General features: G+C 71.5%; 19 protein-coding genes. 10 read left to right on the plus strand and 9 right to left on the minus strand.

Annotated features, from left to right (window positions below):
- The first annotated feature begins 12 nt into the window (after positions 1 to 12).
- From OG811_RS05605 to OG811_RS05620, 4 genes are all read left to right on the plus strand, one after another.
- Positions 13 to 192, plus strand: a complete 180-nt coding sequence (locus OG811_RS05605; protein ID WP_406072643.1) for a DUF6104 family protein — start codon at positions 13 to 15, stop codon at positions 190 to 192.
- A gap of 107 nt (positions 193 to 299) precedes the next feature.
- A complete protein-coding gene (locus OG811_RS05610) occupies positions 300 to 1,010 on the plus strand; it encodes a DUF998 domain-containing protein (protein WP_406072644.1) in 711 nt (236 codons plus the stop codon).
- A gap of 68 nt (positions 1,011 to 1,078) precedes the next feature.
- Positions 1,079 to 3,148, plus strand: a complete 2,070-nt coding sequence (gene pta, locus OG811_RS05615; RefSeq protein WP_406072645.1) for a phosphate acetyltransferase — start codon at positions 1,079 to 1,081, stop codon at positions 3,146 to 3,148.
- The gene (locus OG811_RS05620) at positions 3,145 to 4,260 is read left to right on the plus strand and encodes an acetate/propionate family kinase (RefSeq protein ID WP_406072646.1); all 1,116 of its coding nucleotides are present in this window, start codon (positions 3,145 to 3,147) and stop codon (positions 4,258 to 4,260) included. Before pta ends, OG811_RS05620 begins: the two co-directional genes overlap by 4 nt.
- A gap of 25 nt (positions 4,261 to 4,285) precedes the next feature.
- Here the strand turns inward: OG811_RS05620 and OG811_RS05625 are convergent, their stop codons facing one another.
- Complete coding sequence (locus OG811_RS05625) at positions 4,286 to 4,453, minus strand: hypothetical protein (RefSeq protein ID WP_406072647.1); 168 nt, start codon at positions 4,451 to 4,453, stop codon at positions 4,286 to 4,288.
- A gap of 206 nt (positions 4,454 to 4,659) precedes the next feature.
- Here OG811_RS05625 and OG811_RS05630 point away from each other — a divergent pair, with 206 nt between their 5' ends.
- Positions 4,660 to 5,625, plus strand: coding sequence for an alpha/beta hydrolase family protein (locus tag OG811_RS05630; protein ID WP_406072648.1), 966 nt, complete (start codon positions 4,660 to 4,662; stop codon positions 5,623 to 5,625).
- 144 nt (positions 5,626 to 5,769) lie between these two features.
- Here the strand turns inward: OG811_RS05630 and OG811_RS05635 are convergent, their stop codons facing one another.
- The 3 genes from OG811_RS05635 to OG811_RS05645 all read right to left on the minus strand — a co-directional run bounded on the left by OG811_RS05635 (position 5,770) and on the right by OG811_RS05645 (position 8,440).
- Positions 5,770 to 6,732, minus strand: coding sequence for a zinc-binding dehydrogenase (locus OG811_RS05635; protein ID WP_406072649.1), 963 nt, complete (start codon positions 6,730 to 6,732; stop codon positions 5,770 to 5,772).
- 36 nt (positions 6,733 to 6,768) lie between these two features.
- Entirely contained in the window at positions 6,769 to 7,947 is a 1,179-nt protein-coding gene (locus OG811_RS05640) for an NADP-dependent malic enzyme (RefSeq protein WP_406072650.1), read from the minus strand.
- Between the two features lie 142 nt (positions 7,948 to 8,089).
- Positions 8,090 to 8,440, minus strand: a complete 351-nt coding sequence (locus OG811_RS05645) for a S24/S26 family peptidase (RefSeq protein WP_406072651.1) — start codon at positions 8,438 to 8,440, stop codon at positions 8,090 to 8,092.
- A gap of 84 nt (positions 8,441 to 8,524) precedes the next feature.
- On the opposite strand from OG811_RS05645, the gene sodN reads away from it, so the two are divergent.
- From sodN to OG811_RS05660, 3 genes are read left to right on the plus strand one after another with little or no spacing between them, the layout of a single operon-like run.
- Positions 8,525 to 8,929 carry a superoxide dismutase, Ni gene (sodN, locus tag OG811_RS05650; RefSeq protein WP_406072652.1) on the plus strand — a complete coding sequence of 135 codons (405 nt, stop codon included), beginning with the start codon at positions 8,525 to 8,527 and terminating at the stop codon, positions 8,927 to 8,929.
- Positions 8,926 to 9,495 (plus strand): GNAT family N-acetyltransferase, encoded by a 570-nt coding sequence (locus OG811_RS05655; RefSeq protein WP_406072653.1) that lies wholly within the window; start codon positions 8,926 to 8,928, stop codon positions 9,493 to 9,495. Before sodN ends, OG811_RS05655 begins: the two co-directional genes overlap by 4 nt.
- Positions 9,492 to 9,899 (plus strand): anti-sigma regulatory factor, encoded by a 408-nt coding sequence (locus OG811_RS05660; RefSeq protein ID WP_406072654.1) that lies wholly within the window; start codon positions 9,492 to 9,494, stop codon positions 9,897 to 9,899. Before OG811_RS05655 ends, OG811_RS05660 begins: the two co-directional genes overlap by 4 nt.
- A gap of 24 nt (positions 9,900 to 9,923) precedes the next feature.
- On the opposite strand, the gene OG811_RS05665 is transcribed toward OG811_RS05660, so the two are convergent.
- A complete protein-coding gene (locus OG811_RS05665) occupies positions 9,924 to 10,358 on the minus strand; it encodes a hypothetical protein (protein WP_406072655.1) in 435 nt (144 codons plus the stop codon).
- Between OG811_RS05665 and OG811_RS05670 the strand changes: the two genes are divergently transcribed.
- Positions 10,357 to 11,307 carry a diacylglycerol/lipid kinase family protein gene (locus tag OG811_RS05670; protein WP_406072656.1) on the plus strand — a complete coding sequence of 317 codons (951 nt, stop codon included), beginning with the start codon at positions 10,357 to 10,359 and terminating at the stop codon, positions 11,305 to 11,307. The genes OG811_RS05665 and OG811_RS05670 overlap by 2 nt on opposite strands.
- A gap of 448 nt (positions 11,308 to 11,755) precedes the next feature.
- A complete protein-coding gene (locus OG811_RS05675) occupies positions 11,756 to 12,013 on the plus strand; it encodes a WhiB family transcriptional regulator (protein ID WP_007072794.1) in 258 nt (85 codons plus the stop codon).
- Positions 12,014 to 12,086: 73 nt separating this feature from the next.
- Here OG811_RS05675 and OG811_RS05680 read toward each other — a convergent pair whose 3' ends face one another.
- Genes OG811_RS05680 through OG811_RS05695 form a run of 4 tightly spaced genes read right to left on the minus strand, consistent with a single transcriptional unit; the run spans position 12,087 to position 15,509 of the window.
- Complete coding sequence (locus OG811_RS05680; protein ID WP_406072657.1) at positions 12,087 to 12,899, minus strand: sirohydrochlorin chelatase; 813 nt, start codon at positions 12,897 to 12,899, stop codon at positions 12,087 to 12,089.
- Positions 12,881 to 13,642: a phosphoadenylyl-sulfate reductase gene (locus OG811_RS05685; RefSeq protein ID WP_406072658.1), complete on the minus strand. Its 762-nt coding sequence runs from the start codon at positions 13,640 to 13,642 to the stop codon at positions 12,881 to 12,883. Before OG811_RS05685 ends, OG811_RS05680 begins: the two co-directional genes overlap by 19 nt.
- Complete coding sequence (locus tag OG811_RS05690) at positions 13,639 to 13,800, minus strand: hypothetical protein (RefSeq protein ID WP_377532964.1); 162 nt, start codon at positions 13,798 to 13,800, stop codon at positions 13,639 to 13,641. The genes OG811_RS05685 and OG811_RS05690 overlap by 4 nt, the downstream gene beginning before the upstream one ends.
- Positions 13,797 to 15,509, minus strand: coding sequence for a nitrite/sulfite reductase (locus OG811_RS05695; protein ID WP_406072659.1), 1,713 nt, complete (start codon positions 15,507 to 15,509; stop codon positions 13,797 to 13,799). Before OG811_RS05695 ends, OG811_RS05690 begins: the two co-directional genes overlap by 4 nt.
- Positions 15,510 to 15,760: the final 251 nt, after the last annotated feature.

Consider the following 15,760-nt stretch of genomic DNA (forward strand, 5'->3'; position numbering starts at 1 on the left):
AAGGACGTACCGATGTATTTCACCGACCGTGGCATCGAAGAGCTGGTCGAACGCCGAGGTGACGAGCAGGTCACCCTGGAGTGGCTGGGTGAGCGCTTGCGCGACTTCGTCGACCTGAACCCGGAGTTCGAGACCCCGGTCGAGCGCTTCGCAACCTGGCTGGCGCGGCTCGACGACCCCGATGATGAGTAACGTTCAGCGGTTGACTCGCCTCTCTCCGTGACGTCCACTGGAGGGCAGCGTCTCCGGTTCCACCAGGCCCGCCGGATCCCACGCCGCCGGACGCCAGGAGGCGAACCATGAACCCGAAGCTCGACAAGCCCCCGCAGGACGCGGCGACCGTACGCCACCTGCGCCTCGGCGTTGGATCGGTCGGCATCGCCCTGCCGATCGTGCTGGTGGTCGGCCACATGGTCGCCACCCGTCGCGTCGTCATCCTCGACTCGCTCAGCGCGTATTACCACACTGAGATGCGCGACGTGTTCGTCGGCGCCCTGTGCGCGATCGGGGTGTTCCTGATCGCCTATCGCTACCGCCGGCCGGACGACCTGTTGGGCACGATCGCCGGGACGCTCGCGATCGTCGTGGCACTCTTTCCCATCACGGTCGACGCATCGACCGACGGCACCAGCGGCGACGGCCGGGCGGTCGGGGTGGTGCACCAGGTCGCGGCCTCGGCCCTGTTCCTGCTCCTCGCCGTCTTCTGCCTGTTTCTGTTCACCCGGTCCGACCGCGCCGGCGTGCCTCCCGGACGCGTCGCCAACCGCTTCTACCGCACCTGCGGCCTGCTCATCCTGGCGGCGATCGTGGTTGCGCTGGCAAGCAGGGCGCTACCCACGGATGTCCACCAGCGGCTCCAGCCGCTGCTGTGGTGCGAAATTGTCGCCGTGTCCGCCTTCGGCACCGCCTGGCTTGCCAAGAGCGATGCGATCTTCCGGATGGCCGTGCTGCCCGACGTGCCACCCTCCGACGAGGAGGTCGGGCAGACCGCCACGACGGCGTTGCCCTGACGACCGGCCCGGACGGCCCGGGCCACCGGACCCCGGCGCTACTTAGCGCGATCTTGTAGCGTGAGGCCGTGGCGCGCAGTGTGTATCTGACCAGCGTGGGGTCGGGCGGGGGCAAGTCGACAATTGCCCTCGGGCTGGCCGAGTTGCTGTCCCGCCAGGTCGGTCGGATCGGCGTGTTCCGGCCGCTGGTCGCCGACACCGGCCCGGACCCGATCCTCGCCCTGCTCAGCGAGCGCTACCGGGTGGAGGTGCCGCTGGCTGAGCTGGCCGGGGCGAGCTACGCCGAGGCCGCAGCGCTGGTCGCCGACGGCCGGCGCGAAGAGCTGATCTTCGGCATCGTCGAGCGCTACCGGGCGGTGGAGCGGCAGTGCCCGGCGGTGGTCGTGGTGGGCAGCGACTTCGACGACCCGGGCGACCCGGCCCATCCCCGGGAGCTGGCCTTCAACGCCCGGCTGGCCACCGAGTTCGGCAGCGTGGTGGTGCCGGTGGTGGACGGCTTCGGGCAGGAGCCGGCGGCTGTCGCAGCCGCGATGCGGGGGGCGTACTACGATCTGGCCGACCTGGGCGCGACCGTGCTCGCGATGATCGCCAACCGGGTGGTCGAGCCGATGACGTTGCCCGAGCTGCCGGTCCCCGCGTACGCCATCCCGGAGGTGCCGAGCGTGTCGGCGCCGACGGTCGCCGAGGTGGCCGCGGCGCTCGGCGCCACCCTGCTGGCCGGTGACGACGCGGCGCTCGGCCGGGACGTGCTGGACTTCGTGGTCGGCGCGGCGCATGTGCCAACCCTGCTGGGCCACCTCACCGAGGGCGCCCTGGTGATCACCCCCGGGGATCGGGCCGACCTGCTCGTCGCCGCGAGCGCCGCGCACGTGGCCGGTCAGGTGTCGGTGGCCGGGCTGGTGCTCACCCTCGGCGAGCAGCCCGACCCCAGGGTCATGCGGCTGGTGGAGGGGCTGAACACCGGGCTGGCGGTCCTGTCCGTGCGCAGCGACAGCTACGACACGGTGGCCGCGTCCAGTCGCATCGAAGGTCGGCCCAGCGCGGCCAACCCTCGCAAGGTGGAGGCCGCGCTCGGCGCGTTCGAGCGTTGCGTGGACACCGACGACCTGGCCCGCCGGCTGCGGGTCAGCCGGTCGACCCGGGTCACCCCGCTGATGTTCGAGAACGAGCTGCTCGACCGGGCCCGCTCGCAGCGCCGGCACCTGGTGCTGCCGGAGGGCACCGAGGAGCGGATCCTGCGCGCGGCGGAGATCCTGCTCCGTCGTGGGGTGGCCCAGCTGACGCTGCTCGGCCGGCCGGACGACATCGCCCGGCGGACCCGTGAACTGGGCATCGACCTCGGCGACGCGAACGTGGTCGACCCGGTCACCAGCGGGTGGCGCGACGACTTCGCGGCCGAGTACGCCCGGCTGCGCGCCCACCGGGGCGTCACCGCCGAGTTGGCGCACGACATCGTGGCCCAACCCAACTACTTCGCCACCCTGATGGTGGCGACCGGACGGGCCGACGGCATGGTCTCCGGCGCCACGCACACCACCGCCGCGACCATCCGACCGGCGTTCGAGATCATCCGTACCGTCCCGGAGGTCTCCGTGGCCTCCAGCGTCTTCTTCATGCTGCTCGCGGACCGGGTGCTGGTCTACGGCGACTGCGCGGTCAACCGCGACCCGGACGCCGCCCAGCTCGCCGACATCGCGATCTCGTCGGCCGACACCGCCGCCCGGTTCGGCATCGAACCTCGGGTGGCCATGCTGTCGTACTCCACCGGCAGCTCTGGCGCCGGCGCGGACGTGGAGAAGGTCGCCACCGCCACCACGCTGGTCCGGGAGCGCCGGCCCGACCTGCTGGTCGAGGGGCCGATCCAGTACGACGCGGCGATCGACCCGGCGGTGGCGGCGACGAAGCTGCCGGGCAGCCCGGTCGCCGGTCGGGCCACGGTCTTCATCTTTCCGGACCTGAACACCGGCAACAACACGTACAAGGCGGTGCAGCGCTCCGCCGGGGCGGTCGCCGTCGGCCCGGTCATGCAGGGCCTGCGCCGGCCGGTGAACGACCTGTCCCGTGGCGCAGGAGTGCCGGACATCGTCAACACCGTGGCGATCACCGCCATCCAGGCGGCCACCGAGGAGGCCTCATGAGTCGGGTGCTGGTGCTCAACTGCGGGTCGTCGTCGGTGAAGTGGCGCCACTACGACGGCGACCGGGTGCTCGACCAGGGCACCGTCGAACGGATCGGTGAGCCTGGCGGCGGCCCGGCGGACCACACCAGTGCGGTCCGGCAGATCCTGGACGGGCTGGACCTGACCGGGCTGGCGGCGGTGGGGCACCGGGTGGTCCACGGTGGCCGGAGATTCACCGCCCCGGTGCTGGTCGACGACGCGGTGCTGGCCGCGATCAAGAACCTGGTGCCGCTCGCCCCGCTGCACAACCCGGCCAACCTGGCCGGCATCGAGGTGGCCCGCGCGGCGCTGCCGGACGTCGCGCAGGTCGCCGTCTTCGACACCGCGTTCCACCACACCCTGCCGGAGGCCGCCGCGACGTACGCGATCGACCTGGACACCGCGCAGCGGTACGGCATCCGCCGGTACGGCTTCCACGGCACCTCGCACGCGTACGTGTCCCGCCGCACCGCCGAGCTGCTGGGCCGCCCGTACGAGCAGCTCAACACGATCACGCTGCACCTGGGCAACGGGGCCAGCGCCTGCGCGGTCGCGAACGGTCGCAGCGTCGCCACCTCGATGGGCATGTCCCCGTTGGAGGGGCTGGTGATGGGCACTCGCAGCGGCGACCTGGACCCGGCCGTGATCTTCCACCTGCGCCGGGAGGGTGGGCTGTCGGTGGACGACATCGACGACCTGCTCAACCACCGCAGCGGCCTGCTGGGGCTGACCGGCGTCAACGACATGCGCGAGGTGCTCCAGCGCCGGGCGGCCGGGGACCCGGCAGCGGAGCTGGCCTTCGACGTGTACTGCCGGCGCATCACCGGGTACGTGGGTGCGTACTACGCGCTGCTCGGCCGGGTCGACGCGATCGCCTTCACCGCCGGGGTCGGTGAGCACGCGGCGCCCGTCCGGGCCGCCGCGCTGGCCGGCCTGGAGCGGCTCGGCATCGCCGTGAACGAGGCCCGCAACGACGGCGACGGCGACCGGTTGATCTCACCCGAGGGCGCCGAGGTGAGCGTCTGCGTCATCCACACCGACGAGGAACGGGAGATCGCGCGGGAGGCCCGGGACGTGGTCGGAGGCCGCTGACGATCGGGCGCGGGGGCCCGAAAACCTAGGCGAGCCAGGCGACGAGAGCCACCACCAGCACGACGGCCGCCACCGCACCGACGATCAAAGGGGTGCGGGACGAAGCCTCCGTCGGCGCCGCGGCTTCCGGCGTCTGACTGAAGGCGCGGAACGCCTCGGTGTTGCCACTGGGGTCGGTGTAGTTCTCAGGCATGCCGGTGACCCTAGCGAAACCGGTTCCGCGGCACCGCCCCCGGCCCACGTCGTTCCGGGTGGGACCCGGCCGGTGGAGGTGAACCGGCCTGACCACCCGCTGGGCGGCGGCCGGTTTCGTGGGCCGCTCCCGCGTTCCCGCACACCCGACTTCACCACCTCCGGGATGCATCAAACGACTCTGCGGGACAGGGCACAATTGAGTTCATGTCCCGTCGCTTCACCCCCGCACTGATGGCCAGCGCCCTGCTCATGGCCGGTCTGGTCGGCTGCTCCACGGATGCCCGCACGAACGAGGGCTGGCAGGCGCCCGCCGAGCCACCGCCGGCCGCCACGCCGGCGCCGCAGGTCCCTGCCGGGACCGCCCCGGAGCGTGCCTTCGCGGTCGGCGTACGCCAGCTCAAGCTGGACCGGGACGGCCGTGCGCTGCCGGTGACCCTCTGGTACCCGGCGGCCGGGGAGGCAGGCGGTGCGGTCAAGCGGTCGGCGGCAGCCGCGAGCGGCCGGTTTCCGGTGGTGATGTTCAGCCACGGCCTGGGCGGGCGGCCGGACGATTACGCCACGCTGCTGACCCGGTGGGCGGCGGCGGGTTTCGTGGTGGCCGCGCCGACCTTCCCGCACACCTCCAAGGGCGGCGACGGCAACGTCCTCGACGTGCTCAACCAACCGGCCGACGTGTCGTATGCGTTGGACCAGGTGCTGGCGCTGGACGGCAAGGCCGGCGACCCGTTGCGTGGCCGACTGGACGGTGACCGGGTGGCCGCGGCCGGGCACTCGGCGGGCGGGGTGACCACGATCGGGCTCTTCACCGCCAGCCGGGACGAACGGCTGGACGCGGGCGTGGTGTTCGCCGGCACGGCGCTCGGCGTGGGCACCGCGTTCGCCGGTGCGTCCGCGCCGCAGCTGTTCGTGCACGGGGAGCTGGACGAGGTGGTCGAGTACGCGGCGGGTAAGGCCGCGTACGACAAGGTGCCCTGGCCGAAGGCGATGCTGAGCCTGCCGAAGGGCGACCACGGGCGGGCGCTGCTCAGTGACGGCGCGACGCTGCGGGTGGTCTCGGACACGTCCGTGGAGTTCCTCCGCTGGTCGCTGTACGGCGACGCGGAGGCCAAGAAGCGCATCCCCACCGACGCCACCCGCGGCGGCATCGCCACCTTCGACGACCACCTCTGAGCCGCACGCGCCTACGGCTTCTGGCCGATCAAGATCGCGCAACAACCAGGAAATAGTGGCCTCTCACGACGCCGAGGCCACTACTTTCATGATGTTGCGCGATCTTGCGGGCGGCGGGGCGGAGGCGTCTGGCCGCGCGGGGCGTCAGGCCGTGTGGTCGATGACGATCTTGCCAAAGGCGTCGCCGGAGTGCATGCGCGCGAAGGCGTCCTCGACCCGGCTGAACGGGATGACGCTGTCCACCACCGGGCGCACCTCGTTGTCGGAACAGAACGTCAGCAGCTCGTACAGCTCGCCGGGCGTACCCATCGAGGTGCCCAGGATCTCCAACTGCATCGCGAAGACCCGGCGCAGGTTGACTACCGGTTCGTGCCCGGCGGTCGCGCCGGAGACCACGATCCGGGCCATCGGCGCGGCCGACTTCAGCGAGTGGTCGAAGGTGGCCGCGCCGACCGTCTCGATCACCACGTCGACCCGTTCCGGCAGCCGGGCACCGGGTTCCACGGCGGTGGCGCCGAGGGCGGCGATCCGTTCCCGCTTGGCGGCGTCACGGCTGGTCGCGTACACCCGCTTGCCCATCGCGACGGCGAGCGCGACGGCCGCGGTGGCGACGCCGCCGCCCGCGCCCTGCACCAGCACGCTGTCCGCGTCCGCGACGCGGCCCTTGGTGGTCAGCATCCGCCACGCGGTCAGCCAGGCCGTGGGCAGGCACGCCGCGTCGGTCGCCGCCATGCCGTCGGGCAGCGGGATCAGGTTCGACCGGGGTACGGCGACCCGTTCGGCGAGCGTCCCGGAGAAGTGCTCGGAGAGGATGGAGACGCCGCGCGGGTCACCCGGAGTGACTACCACCGGGTACACGACCACCGGGTGCCCCTCCGGGTCCAGCCCGACCGCGTCGCAGCCGAGGATCATCGGCAGCTGGGCCTCGGTGAGCCCCACCCCGCGCAGTGACCAGAGGTCGTGGTGGTTGAGCGAGGTGGCCCGCAACTGCACGGTCACCCAGCCGTCGGCCGGATGGGTCGGCTCGGGCTGCTCACCGACGGTGAGCGCGGCGAGCGGATCGGCGTCGTCGAAGCGGGAGGCGAAGGCAGCACGCATGATCGGCACGGTAACAAGCTGAGCGCCCGTTAAGAAGTGCCGGCCCTACCGACGGGCGACGCCGTCGCGGCGGGCGGCTTCGGCGACCGCCGCGGCGACGGCCGGCGCGACCCGCAGGTCGAGCGGAGACGGGACGATCGCGTCCACGGTCAGCGACTCGGCCACCACGCCGGCGATGGCGTCCGCGGCGGCGACCTTCATCGCCTCGGTGATCCGGGTGGCGCCGGCGTCCAGCGCGCCGCGGAACACCCCCGGGAACGCCAGCACGTTGTTGATCTGATTGGGGTAGTCACTGCGCCCCGTGGCGACCACCGCGACGTGCCGGGCAGCCACCTCGGGGTGCACCTCCGGGGTCGGGTTCGCCAACGCGAAGACGATCCCGCCGGGCGCCATCCCGGCCACCGCGGCCTCGGGGATCTGCCCACCGGAGACCCCGATCAGCACGTCCGCGTCGCGCAGCGCCTCGGTGATGTCGCCGCGGCGGCCCTCCGCGTTGGTGCTCGCCGCCAACTCGGCCTTGGTGCCGGTCAGCTCGGTGCGGTGCGGCCCGATGATCCCCTTGGAGTCGCAGACCACCACCTGGTCGGGGTTGACGCCCCCGGCGACCAGCATCTTCGTGACGGCCACCCCGGCCGCGCCCGCGCCGCTCACCGCGACCCGCAGGTCACCGAGCTTGCGGTTGAGCAGGGTGGCGGCGTTACGCAGCGCGGCGAGCACCACGATCGCGGTGCCGTGCTGGTCGTCGTGGAAGACCGGGATGTCCAGCGCCTCGTCGAGTCGCCTCTCCACCTCGAAGCAGCGCGGCGCGCTGATGTCCTCCAGGTTGATCCCGCCGAACGAGGGGGCCAGCGCCCGCACCACGGCCACGATCTCGTCCACGTCCTGGGTGTCCAGACAGATCGGCACCGCGTCCACCCCGGCGAACTGCTTGAACAGCACCGCCTTGCCCTCCATCACCGGCAGCGCGGCGCGGGGGCCGATGTTGCCGAGCCCGAGCACCGCCGAGCCGTCAGTGACCACCGCGACCGCGTGCGACACCCAGGTGTAGTCGTCCACCAGGGTGGGATCGGCGGCGATCGCCTCACACACCCGGGCCACCCCCGGGGTGTACGCCAGGGAGAGATCTTCCCGGCTGGTGAGCGGCACGGTCGAGGTGACGGCCATCTTGCCGCCCCGGTGCAGCAGGAAGACGGGATCAGCGGGGTCCACGGTGGACGAAGACATGGCGGTGACTCCAGGATCTGTCGAGCAGACGGGGCGGCCGGCCCGGCCGCGAGGTGGGCGGCGAGCGGTGGCACGCGGTGCGGGGGGTCACCCGGGCACTTCCGAGCATAGTGTCGGCACTGCTGCTCGGATGTGAGCAGGGTCATAACTGGTGACGAGGAACCCGTCCGGGGCGCGGCCAGTAGCGGGCCACCACCCTCCCCCGCACGTCGGCCACCCCGTACGCCCGGGAGTCATCGGTGATCAGGTTGTTGTCCCCGTGCAGCCACCAGCCGCCGTCCTGCGGCCGGACCGCGCGCTTCACCACCAGCAACTCGGGGCGGGTCCGGAAGACCGCGACCACCACGTCTCCGGGTCGGATCGGGCGACCACCGGGGCGAACCAGCACCGCGTCGCCGTGCCGCAGCGCCGGCGCCATGGACGGTCCGGTCACCAGAACAGCGGTGAGCGGTTTCCGCAACCGGACGGCCTCGGCCGGGTGATCAGGACTCATCGGTTTCACCTCCACCCGGTTCGGGGAGCACTCCCAGGAGTAATGTCGCCTTTGATCATCGCAAACTTCCCATGGAGGATCCCGATGCGACTTCCGCGCATCCTTGCGCCCCGCGTCACCGCGAGCGCTCACTGCGACCTGCCGTGCGGTGTCTACGATCCAGCTCAGGCTCGGATCGAGGCCGAGTCGGTCAAAATGATCTGCGAGAAGTACCAGGCGAACACCGACCCGGAGTTCCGCACCCGCGCCGTCATCATCAAGGAGCAGCGCGCCGAGTTGGTCAAGCACCACCTCTGGGTGCTCTGGACCGACTACTTCAAGCCGCCGCACTTCGAGAAGTACCCGAACCTGCACAGCCTGTTCAACGAGGCCACCAAGCTCGCCGGCGCCGGTGGCGTCAAGGGCAGCCTCGACCCGGCCACCGCCGAAAAGCTGCTCGCGAAGATCGACGAGATCTCGAAGATCTTCTGGGAGACCAAGAAGGCGTGACCTCACCGGTCACACCAACGATCCGGCCGGCACGTCCCGAGGACGTGCCGGCCGTGGTCGCCATGGTGCACGAGCTGGCGGAGTACGAACGTGCCCCCGACCAGTGCCACCTGACCGCCGAGCAGTTGACCTCGGCCCTGTTCGCGACCGCTCCAGATCCCGTCCCGGCGCTCTTTGGGCACGTCGCCGTGGACCAGCACGACGAGCCGGTCGGCTTCGCGCTGTGGTTCCTCAACTTCTCCACCTGGGCCGGCGTGCACGGCATCTACCTGGAAGACCTCTACGTCCGGCCGGCCGCCCGGGGCACCGGGGCGGGTCGGCTGCTGCTCGCCACCCTGGCCGACATCTGCGTACGACGCGGCTACCGTCGGCTGGAGTGGTGGATGATCGACTGGAACCCGGCCGCCGGGTTCTACGCCTCGATCGGCGCGGAGCAGATGAGCGAGTGGGTCCCCTACCGGCTCAGCGGCGACGCGCTGCGCGATCTGGCCGACCATGCCACCGCCGTCGACACGCGTACGGGCGACCGACCGGGTAGAGTCCCCGACCGGGGGGATGAGGCGTGACTCAACTGACTGGCCAGCCGGCGACCGACGACGACGTGGTGCACCTCACGGTGCCGGCCGACGGCGGTTACCTCGGCGTGCTCCGCACCGCCACCGCCGGTCTGGCGGCCCGGTTGCAGTTCGCGCTCGACGAGATCGAGGATCTGCGGATCGCGGTGGACGAGGCGTGCGCCATGCTGCTCGCCATCGCCACCCGCGACGCCGAGCTGGAGTGCCGCTTCGCCGTCACCGAGGACGCGTTGAGCGTCGAGGTGACCGTGCCGACCGTGCGCGGTGCCACGCTCCCCGCCGAGGCGTCCTTTGCCTGGAAGGTGCTCACCGCGCTGACCACCTCGGCGTCCGCCACGGCCACCGACGGTCGGGCCACGATCGCGCTGCTCACCCGCCGCTCCGGCGGTTACTGACCGGCCCAGCGCCCGCCGGCCCGGTCACTCGAAGCCGAGGGCCCGGGTCGTCGGAGGGCTGACCAGCAGCCAGCCCACACCCAGGCCGAGCGCCATCAACGGCACGCCCAGCCAGCCCAGCCCAGCCTGGATCATGAACCACCCGATCGGCAGCAGCATCAGCTGAAGCACGATCGCGGGGGCGCGTGCGCCCGCCTGACAACGCAGCAGCGCACGGCCCAGCGCCCAGAGCGCGACCGCCGCACCGATGGCGAACGCGGTCACCAGCAACGCCGACGGAAGATCGGTGGTGGTGGCCGTGAGGTTGGCCCAGACCAGCCAGGCGGCGATCAGCCCGACGACAGCCGCCTCCGCCCACAGCAGCCGGACCGCCCAGCGGAGCGTGACGGGAAACGGGGCCGAGTCGATGGTCACGCGGGCCACGATACCCGGGCTTCTGAGAGGTACAGTGCCGCCCATGCGCGCCGTCCTGGTGGTCAATCCAAAGGCCACCACCACCAGCGAACGCAGCCGGGACGTGCTGGTCCGGGCGCTGCGCAGCGAAGTCGACCTCAGCGTGCGCTACACCCGCCGGCGCGGGCACGCCGTGGCGCTGGCCCGGGAGGCCGCCGCGGAGGGGGTCGACCTGGTCGTCACCCTCGGTGGCGACGGCACCGTGAACGAGGTGGTGAACGGCCTGATGACGGCCGACCCGCCGATGCGCGCCGACGACGCCCCGATGGCCGAGCGACTGCCCGCGCTGGCAACCGTCCCGGGTGGCTCGACCAACGTGTTCGCCCGCGCGTTGGGCCTGCCCCGGGAGTGGCCGGAGGCGACCAGCATGATCCTCGAAGGGTTGCGGCTGGGCCGGAGCCGGACGGTTGGGCTCGGCCTCGCGGACGACCGCTACTTCACCTTCTGCGCCGGGTTCGGGCTGGACGCCGCGGTGATCCACCGGGTGGAGCAGGCCCGGCGCAAGGGCCGGGTGTCCACGCCGACGCTCTATCTGCGCTCGATCATGAACCAGTACTTCCTCGCCTCGGACCGGCGCCATCCGGCGATCGTCCTGGAGCGTCCGGACGAGCCGGAAGAGGCCGAGTTGGCCACCGTCATCATCCAGAACACGGCGCCCTGGACGTACCTGGGCGACCGGGAGGTCAACCCGAACCCGGCCGCGTCGTTCGACCTCGGGCTGGATGTGCTGGCGTTGCGTCAGCTCCGGGTGGCTAGCACAACACGAACAGTGACGCAGTTCCTGTCTCGGCAGCCGAATCCACACGGTCGGCAAGTGTTACGACTCCATGACACGCCGGAGTTCACGCTGGTCTCCAGCCGTCCGCAGGCGTTCCAGCTGGACGGCGACTATCTCGGCGAGCGGGAGAAAGTCAGATTCACCTCCGTTCCGGCCGCACTGAGAGTAATCTGCTAGGTCTCGGGGTACTGCCTCAGGTCGACACGGTGGCCACAACCGCATCGACACGGTCGCCACACCGAGGGGCAGGTGCCGGAAATGTCAGCAATGTCGCGCGCACTGTACTATATTGATCCTCGGCTGTGGCACGGCGGGTAACCGGGTAAGCGCTGAAACCCGGACAAATGGGTTGTGGGCTTGCTCACCGCTCGGAGTTTTTCCGAGCGTCACCCTTGACATCACGAGTGTTCGTGAAAGTATTCACAAGCGAACTTGAGTTACCGGGACATTGCCTGGATATGCTCGTCAAGTTGAGCTGTTCCAGCAGGTCCCCGGTGTGAACCGCCTGCTCACGCACTGCCGAATGGACAGACGCCAACTGTCACCATCGGCACTGCGGATGCATATAGGAAAAGCACGACAAGCAATTGTTTGCCACCCATCCAGAATGAGGAGTGTTGCCGCCATGGACTGGCGTCACCATGCTGTCTGCCGCGACGAGGACCCGGAGCTGTTCTTCCCAATCGGGACGTCCGGACCGGCTCTCCTGCAGGTCGAGCAGGCCAAGGCCGTCTGCAGGCGCTGCTCCGTGACCGACCAGTGCCTGCAGTGGGCACTCGAGTCTGGTCAGGACGCCGGCGTCTGGGGCGGAATGAGCGAGGAGGAGCGGCGCGCTGTCAAGCGGCGCGGCGGCCTCCGGGTGCTGCGCGCTCACTCCGCCTGATTCCCAACGACACAGCTGTACGCCCCGGTGGGTTCGCCCACCGGGGCGTTCCGCTGTCCAGCACCGGAACAGGTCAACCCACCGGTGTCACCACGTGCCGGCCGGGCGGGTCGTCCACCCGGCGCAGCACCAGCTCGACCAGCTCCGGCGCGTCGGTCAACGGCGCGGCGACCGTCACCGCACCGGCCACCCGAGCCGCCTCGGCCACCGCGTCGTGGAACAGGCCCGGCGCCAGGAAGTACGCGGACACCGCGACCCGGCGTGCGCCGGTCGCCCGCAGCCGGGACACCGCCACGCCAGCCGCCGGTGGAGCCGCTGAGGCGTACGCCACCCGGCAGGGCACCCCGAACTCCACGCCGAGCGCGTCCGCAACCCGGCCCACCGAGCGGCGGGCCCGTGCATCCCGGGTCCCGGCCGCGGCCAGCACCAGCGCGTCGAAACGGCCCGGATGCGCCTCACCGAGCCGACGGCGCAGCCCGGCCAACAGCCCAGGGTCGACGGTTCCGTCCGCCGGGCCGAGCACATCGGTCACCCGTACCGCCATCGGTGGCCCCGCCTGCGCCGCCGCGACGATCGCCGCCGGAATGTCCACCCGATGGTGGTACGCGGCGGTCAGCAGCAGCGGCACCAGCACCGCCCGACGGTGGCCGGCCACGGCCAGGTCGCGCAGCACCTCGGTCGGCCCTGGCTCGGTGTGGTCCAGCCAGCTCGCCCACACCGGTGTGCCGGGCCGGGCCACCGACACGGCCCGGGCCAGTGCCCGGGTGGCATCGGCCGCTCGTGGATCACGGCTGCCGTGCGCGACCAGCACCACCGGATCCGCCCCGCCGGCCGCACCGGGGCCGGTCGGGGTCGTCGCCGGGGAGGTCAGACGTGCAGCCCGCACTCGGTCTTCTCGAACATGGCCCACCGGCCGGCCCGCGCGTCCTCACCGGCCTTGGTGCGGCGGGTGCACGGCCAGCAGCCGATCGAGCCGTAACCCTGCTTGAACAGCTCGTTGACCGGCACATTGAAGCGGGCGATGTAGGCATCCACATCCCCCTGCGACCACGCCGCGATCGGGTTGACCTTCACCCTGCCGCGCCGCGCGTCGAAGGTCACCACCGGCGTGTTGGCCCGGGTCGGCGACTCGTCCCGACGCAGGCCCGCGGCCCAGGCGTCATACCCGGTCAGCGCCCGCTCCAGCGGCTCCACCTTGCGCAGCTGACAGCAGTCGTCCGGCGACTTGTTGAACAGCCGGGGGCCGTACTGGCCGTCCTGCTGGCCGACGGTGAGCCGGGGCCGGATCGAGCGGACGTTCACCGGCAGCGTCCGGGCAACCTCGTCGCGCACCCGGAGCGTCTCGGGGAAGTGCAGGCCGGTGTCGAGGAAGACCACGTCCACCCCCGGGGCCACCCGGGACACCAGGTGGGCCAGCACGGCGTCGGCCATCGAGCTGGTGACGCAGAACCGGTCACCGAAGGTCTGCGCCGCCCAGCGGGCGATCTCCAGTGCCGGGGCGCCCTCCAACTCCTGAGCCGCCTGCTCGGCCAGAGCCCGCAGCTCGTCCGGGCTGCGTCGGGCCGGGTCGGCCGGCGTCGGACCAGCCGGGCCGACCAGGCCCAGGCCTGCGGCGGAGACGAGGCTCATCGGGTCACCGCCCGCGGGAGCAGCCCGGTGAACTTCACCGAGAAGACCCGGGTGCAGGCGTGGCACTCCCAGGCGCCGTGCCCCGCCTCGTGCGGCCGCAGGTCCTCCTCGCCGCAGTACGGGCAGTACAGAGGTGCCGCTCGGTTCTCGCTGCTCACCGCAGTTCCTCCTCGTCGACTCTGATCACCCAGTTGGCGAACGTCTCGCCCTCGCTCCGACCGGCCAGGTAACGGCGGGCCAGTCGTTCCACGTACTCCGGAAGCTCCTCGGCGGTGGTCTTGAGGCCGCGCAGCTTGCGGCCGAAACCGGCGGTCTGCCCCCGCGCCATGCCCAACCCGCCGCCGAGGTGCACCTGAAAGCCCTCCACCTGTCGGCCGTCCGGGCCGACCACCAACTGGCCCTTGAGCCCGATGTCGGCCACCTGGGTGCGCGCGCACGCGTTCGGGCAGCCGTTGATGTGGATCGAGATGTCCGCGTCGAAGTCGCGCAGCCGCTGCTCCAGCCGGGCCACCAACTCCTCACCGCGGGCCTTCGTCTCGACGATGGCCAACTTGCAGTACTCGATGCCGGTGCACGCCATCGTGCCGCGCCGCCAGGCCGACGGCCGCGCCTCCAGGCCGATCCCGCGCAGCGCGTCGACAAGCGACTCCGTGCGCTCCGACGGCACGTCGAGCACCAGCAGCTTCTGGTACGGGGTGAGCCGTACCCGGTCACTGCCGTGCGCCTCGACCACATCGGCCAGTTGGGTGAGCTGCACGCCGGAGACCCGCCCGACCACCGGGGCGGCGCCCACGTAGTGCCGCCCGTCGGCCTGCTCGTGCACGCCCACGTGGTCGATCGGCTTCGACGGCAGCACCGGCGCCGGGCCGTCGAGCAGCGTCCGGCCGAGGTAGTCCTTCTCCAGGACCTCGCGGAAGCGCTCCACGCCCCAGTCGGCCACCAGGAACTTCAGGCGGGCGCGGTTGCGCAGCCGGCGGTAGCCGTAGTCGCGGAAGATCCCGACCACCCCGGCCCACACGTCCGGCACTTCCGCCAGCGGCACCCAGACGCCGAGCCGCTGGGCCAGCATCGGGTTGGTGGCGAGACCGCCGCCGACCCAGACGTCGAAGCCGGGGCCGTGCTCGGGGTGGTCGACACCGAGGAAGGCGATGTCGTTCGACTCGTACGGCGTGTCCACCAACCAGGAGATCGACGTCTTGAACTTGCGGGGCAGGTTGGAGAACTGCTTGTCGCCGATATACCGGGTAACGATCTCGTCCAGCGCCGGGGTCGGGTCGAGCACCTCGTCACGGGCCACCCCGGCGACCGGGCTGCCCAGCACGATCCGGGGGCAGTCGCCGCACGCCTCGGTGGTCTGGAGGCCGACCGACTCCAGCCGTCGCCAGATCTCCGGCATGTCCTCGACCCGGATCCAGTGGTATTGGATGTTCTGCCGGTCGGTGATGTCGGCGGTGTCCCGGGCGAACTCCCGGGAGATGTCCGCGATCACCCGCAGCTGGGCCAGGCTGAGCTGACCGCCGTCGATGCGGACCCGGAGCATGAAGAACTCGTCCTCCAGCTCGTGCGGCTCCAGCACGGCGGTGCGCCCGCCGTCGATGCCCGCCTTGCGCTGGGTGTAGAGGCCCCACCAGCGGAACCGGCCGCGCAGATCCTGCGGGTCGATGGAGGCGAAGCCGCCGTGCGCGTAGATGGTCTCGATGCGGGCCCGGACGTTGAGCGGGTCGTCGTCCTTCTTGATGCGCTCGTTGACGTTGAGGGGCTCGCGGTGGCCGAGCGCCCACTGACCCTCACCCCGTGGCCGGCGCGGCGCCCGGGCCGGGCGGGCCGTCGGGTCCTCGGAACGGGCCGGGATGCTGCTGACCGCCATCGCGGCGTCCTCCGTTGTCTGCTGTGCCTCGGGGCACGCGCGGGGCGCGGCGGCCAGCCCGAGATCGGGCGGGACAACGGTGTCTGAGACAGCCGGCGCGGAGCGCGCCCGAGACGGATTGGTCGGGCGTCGTCAGTCGGCCGGACAGATCGCGCTGCGGACGCGGCCGTAATCAACGTGGCGACGAGCCACGAAGCGGCGGATGACAGCGGCGGTCATGGGCCTATGCTGCCACACGGCGTGGGGGCCGG

The sequence above is a fragment of the Micromonospora sp. NBC_01638 genome, assembly GCF_045209745.1.
Taxonomy (GTDB): Bacteria; Actinomycetota; Actinomycetes; order Mycobacteriales; family Micromonosporaceae; genus Micromonospora.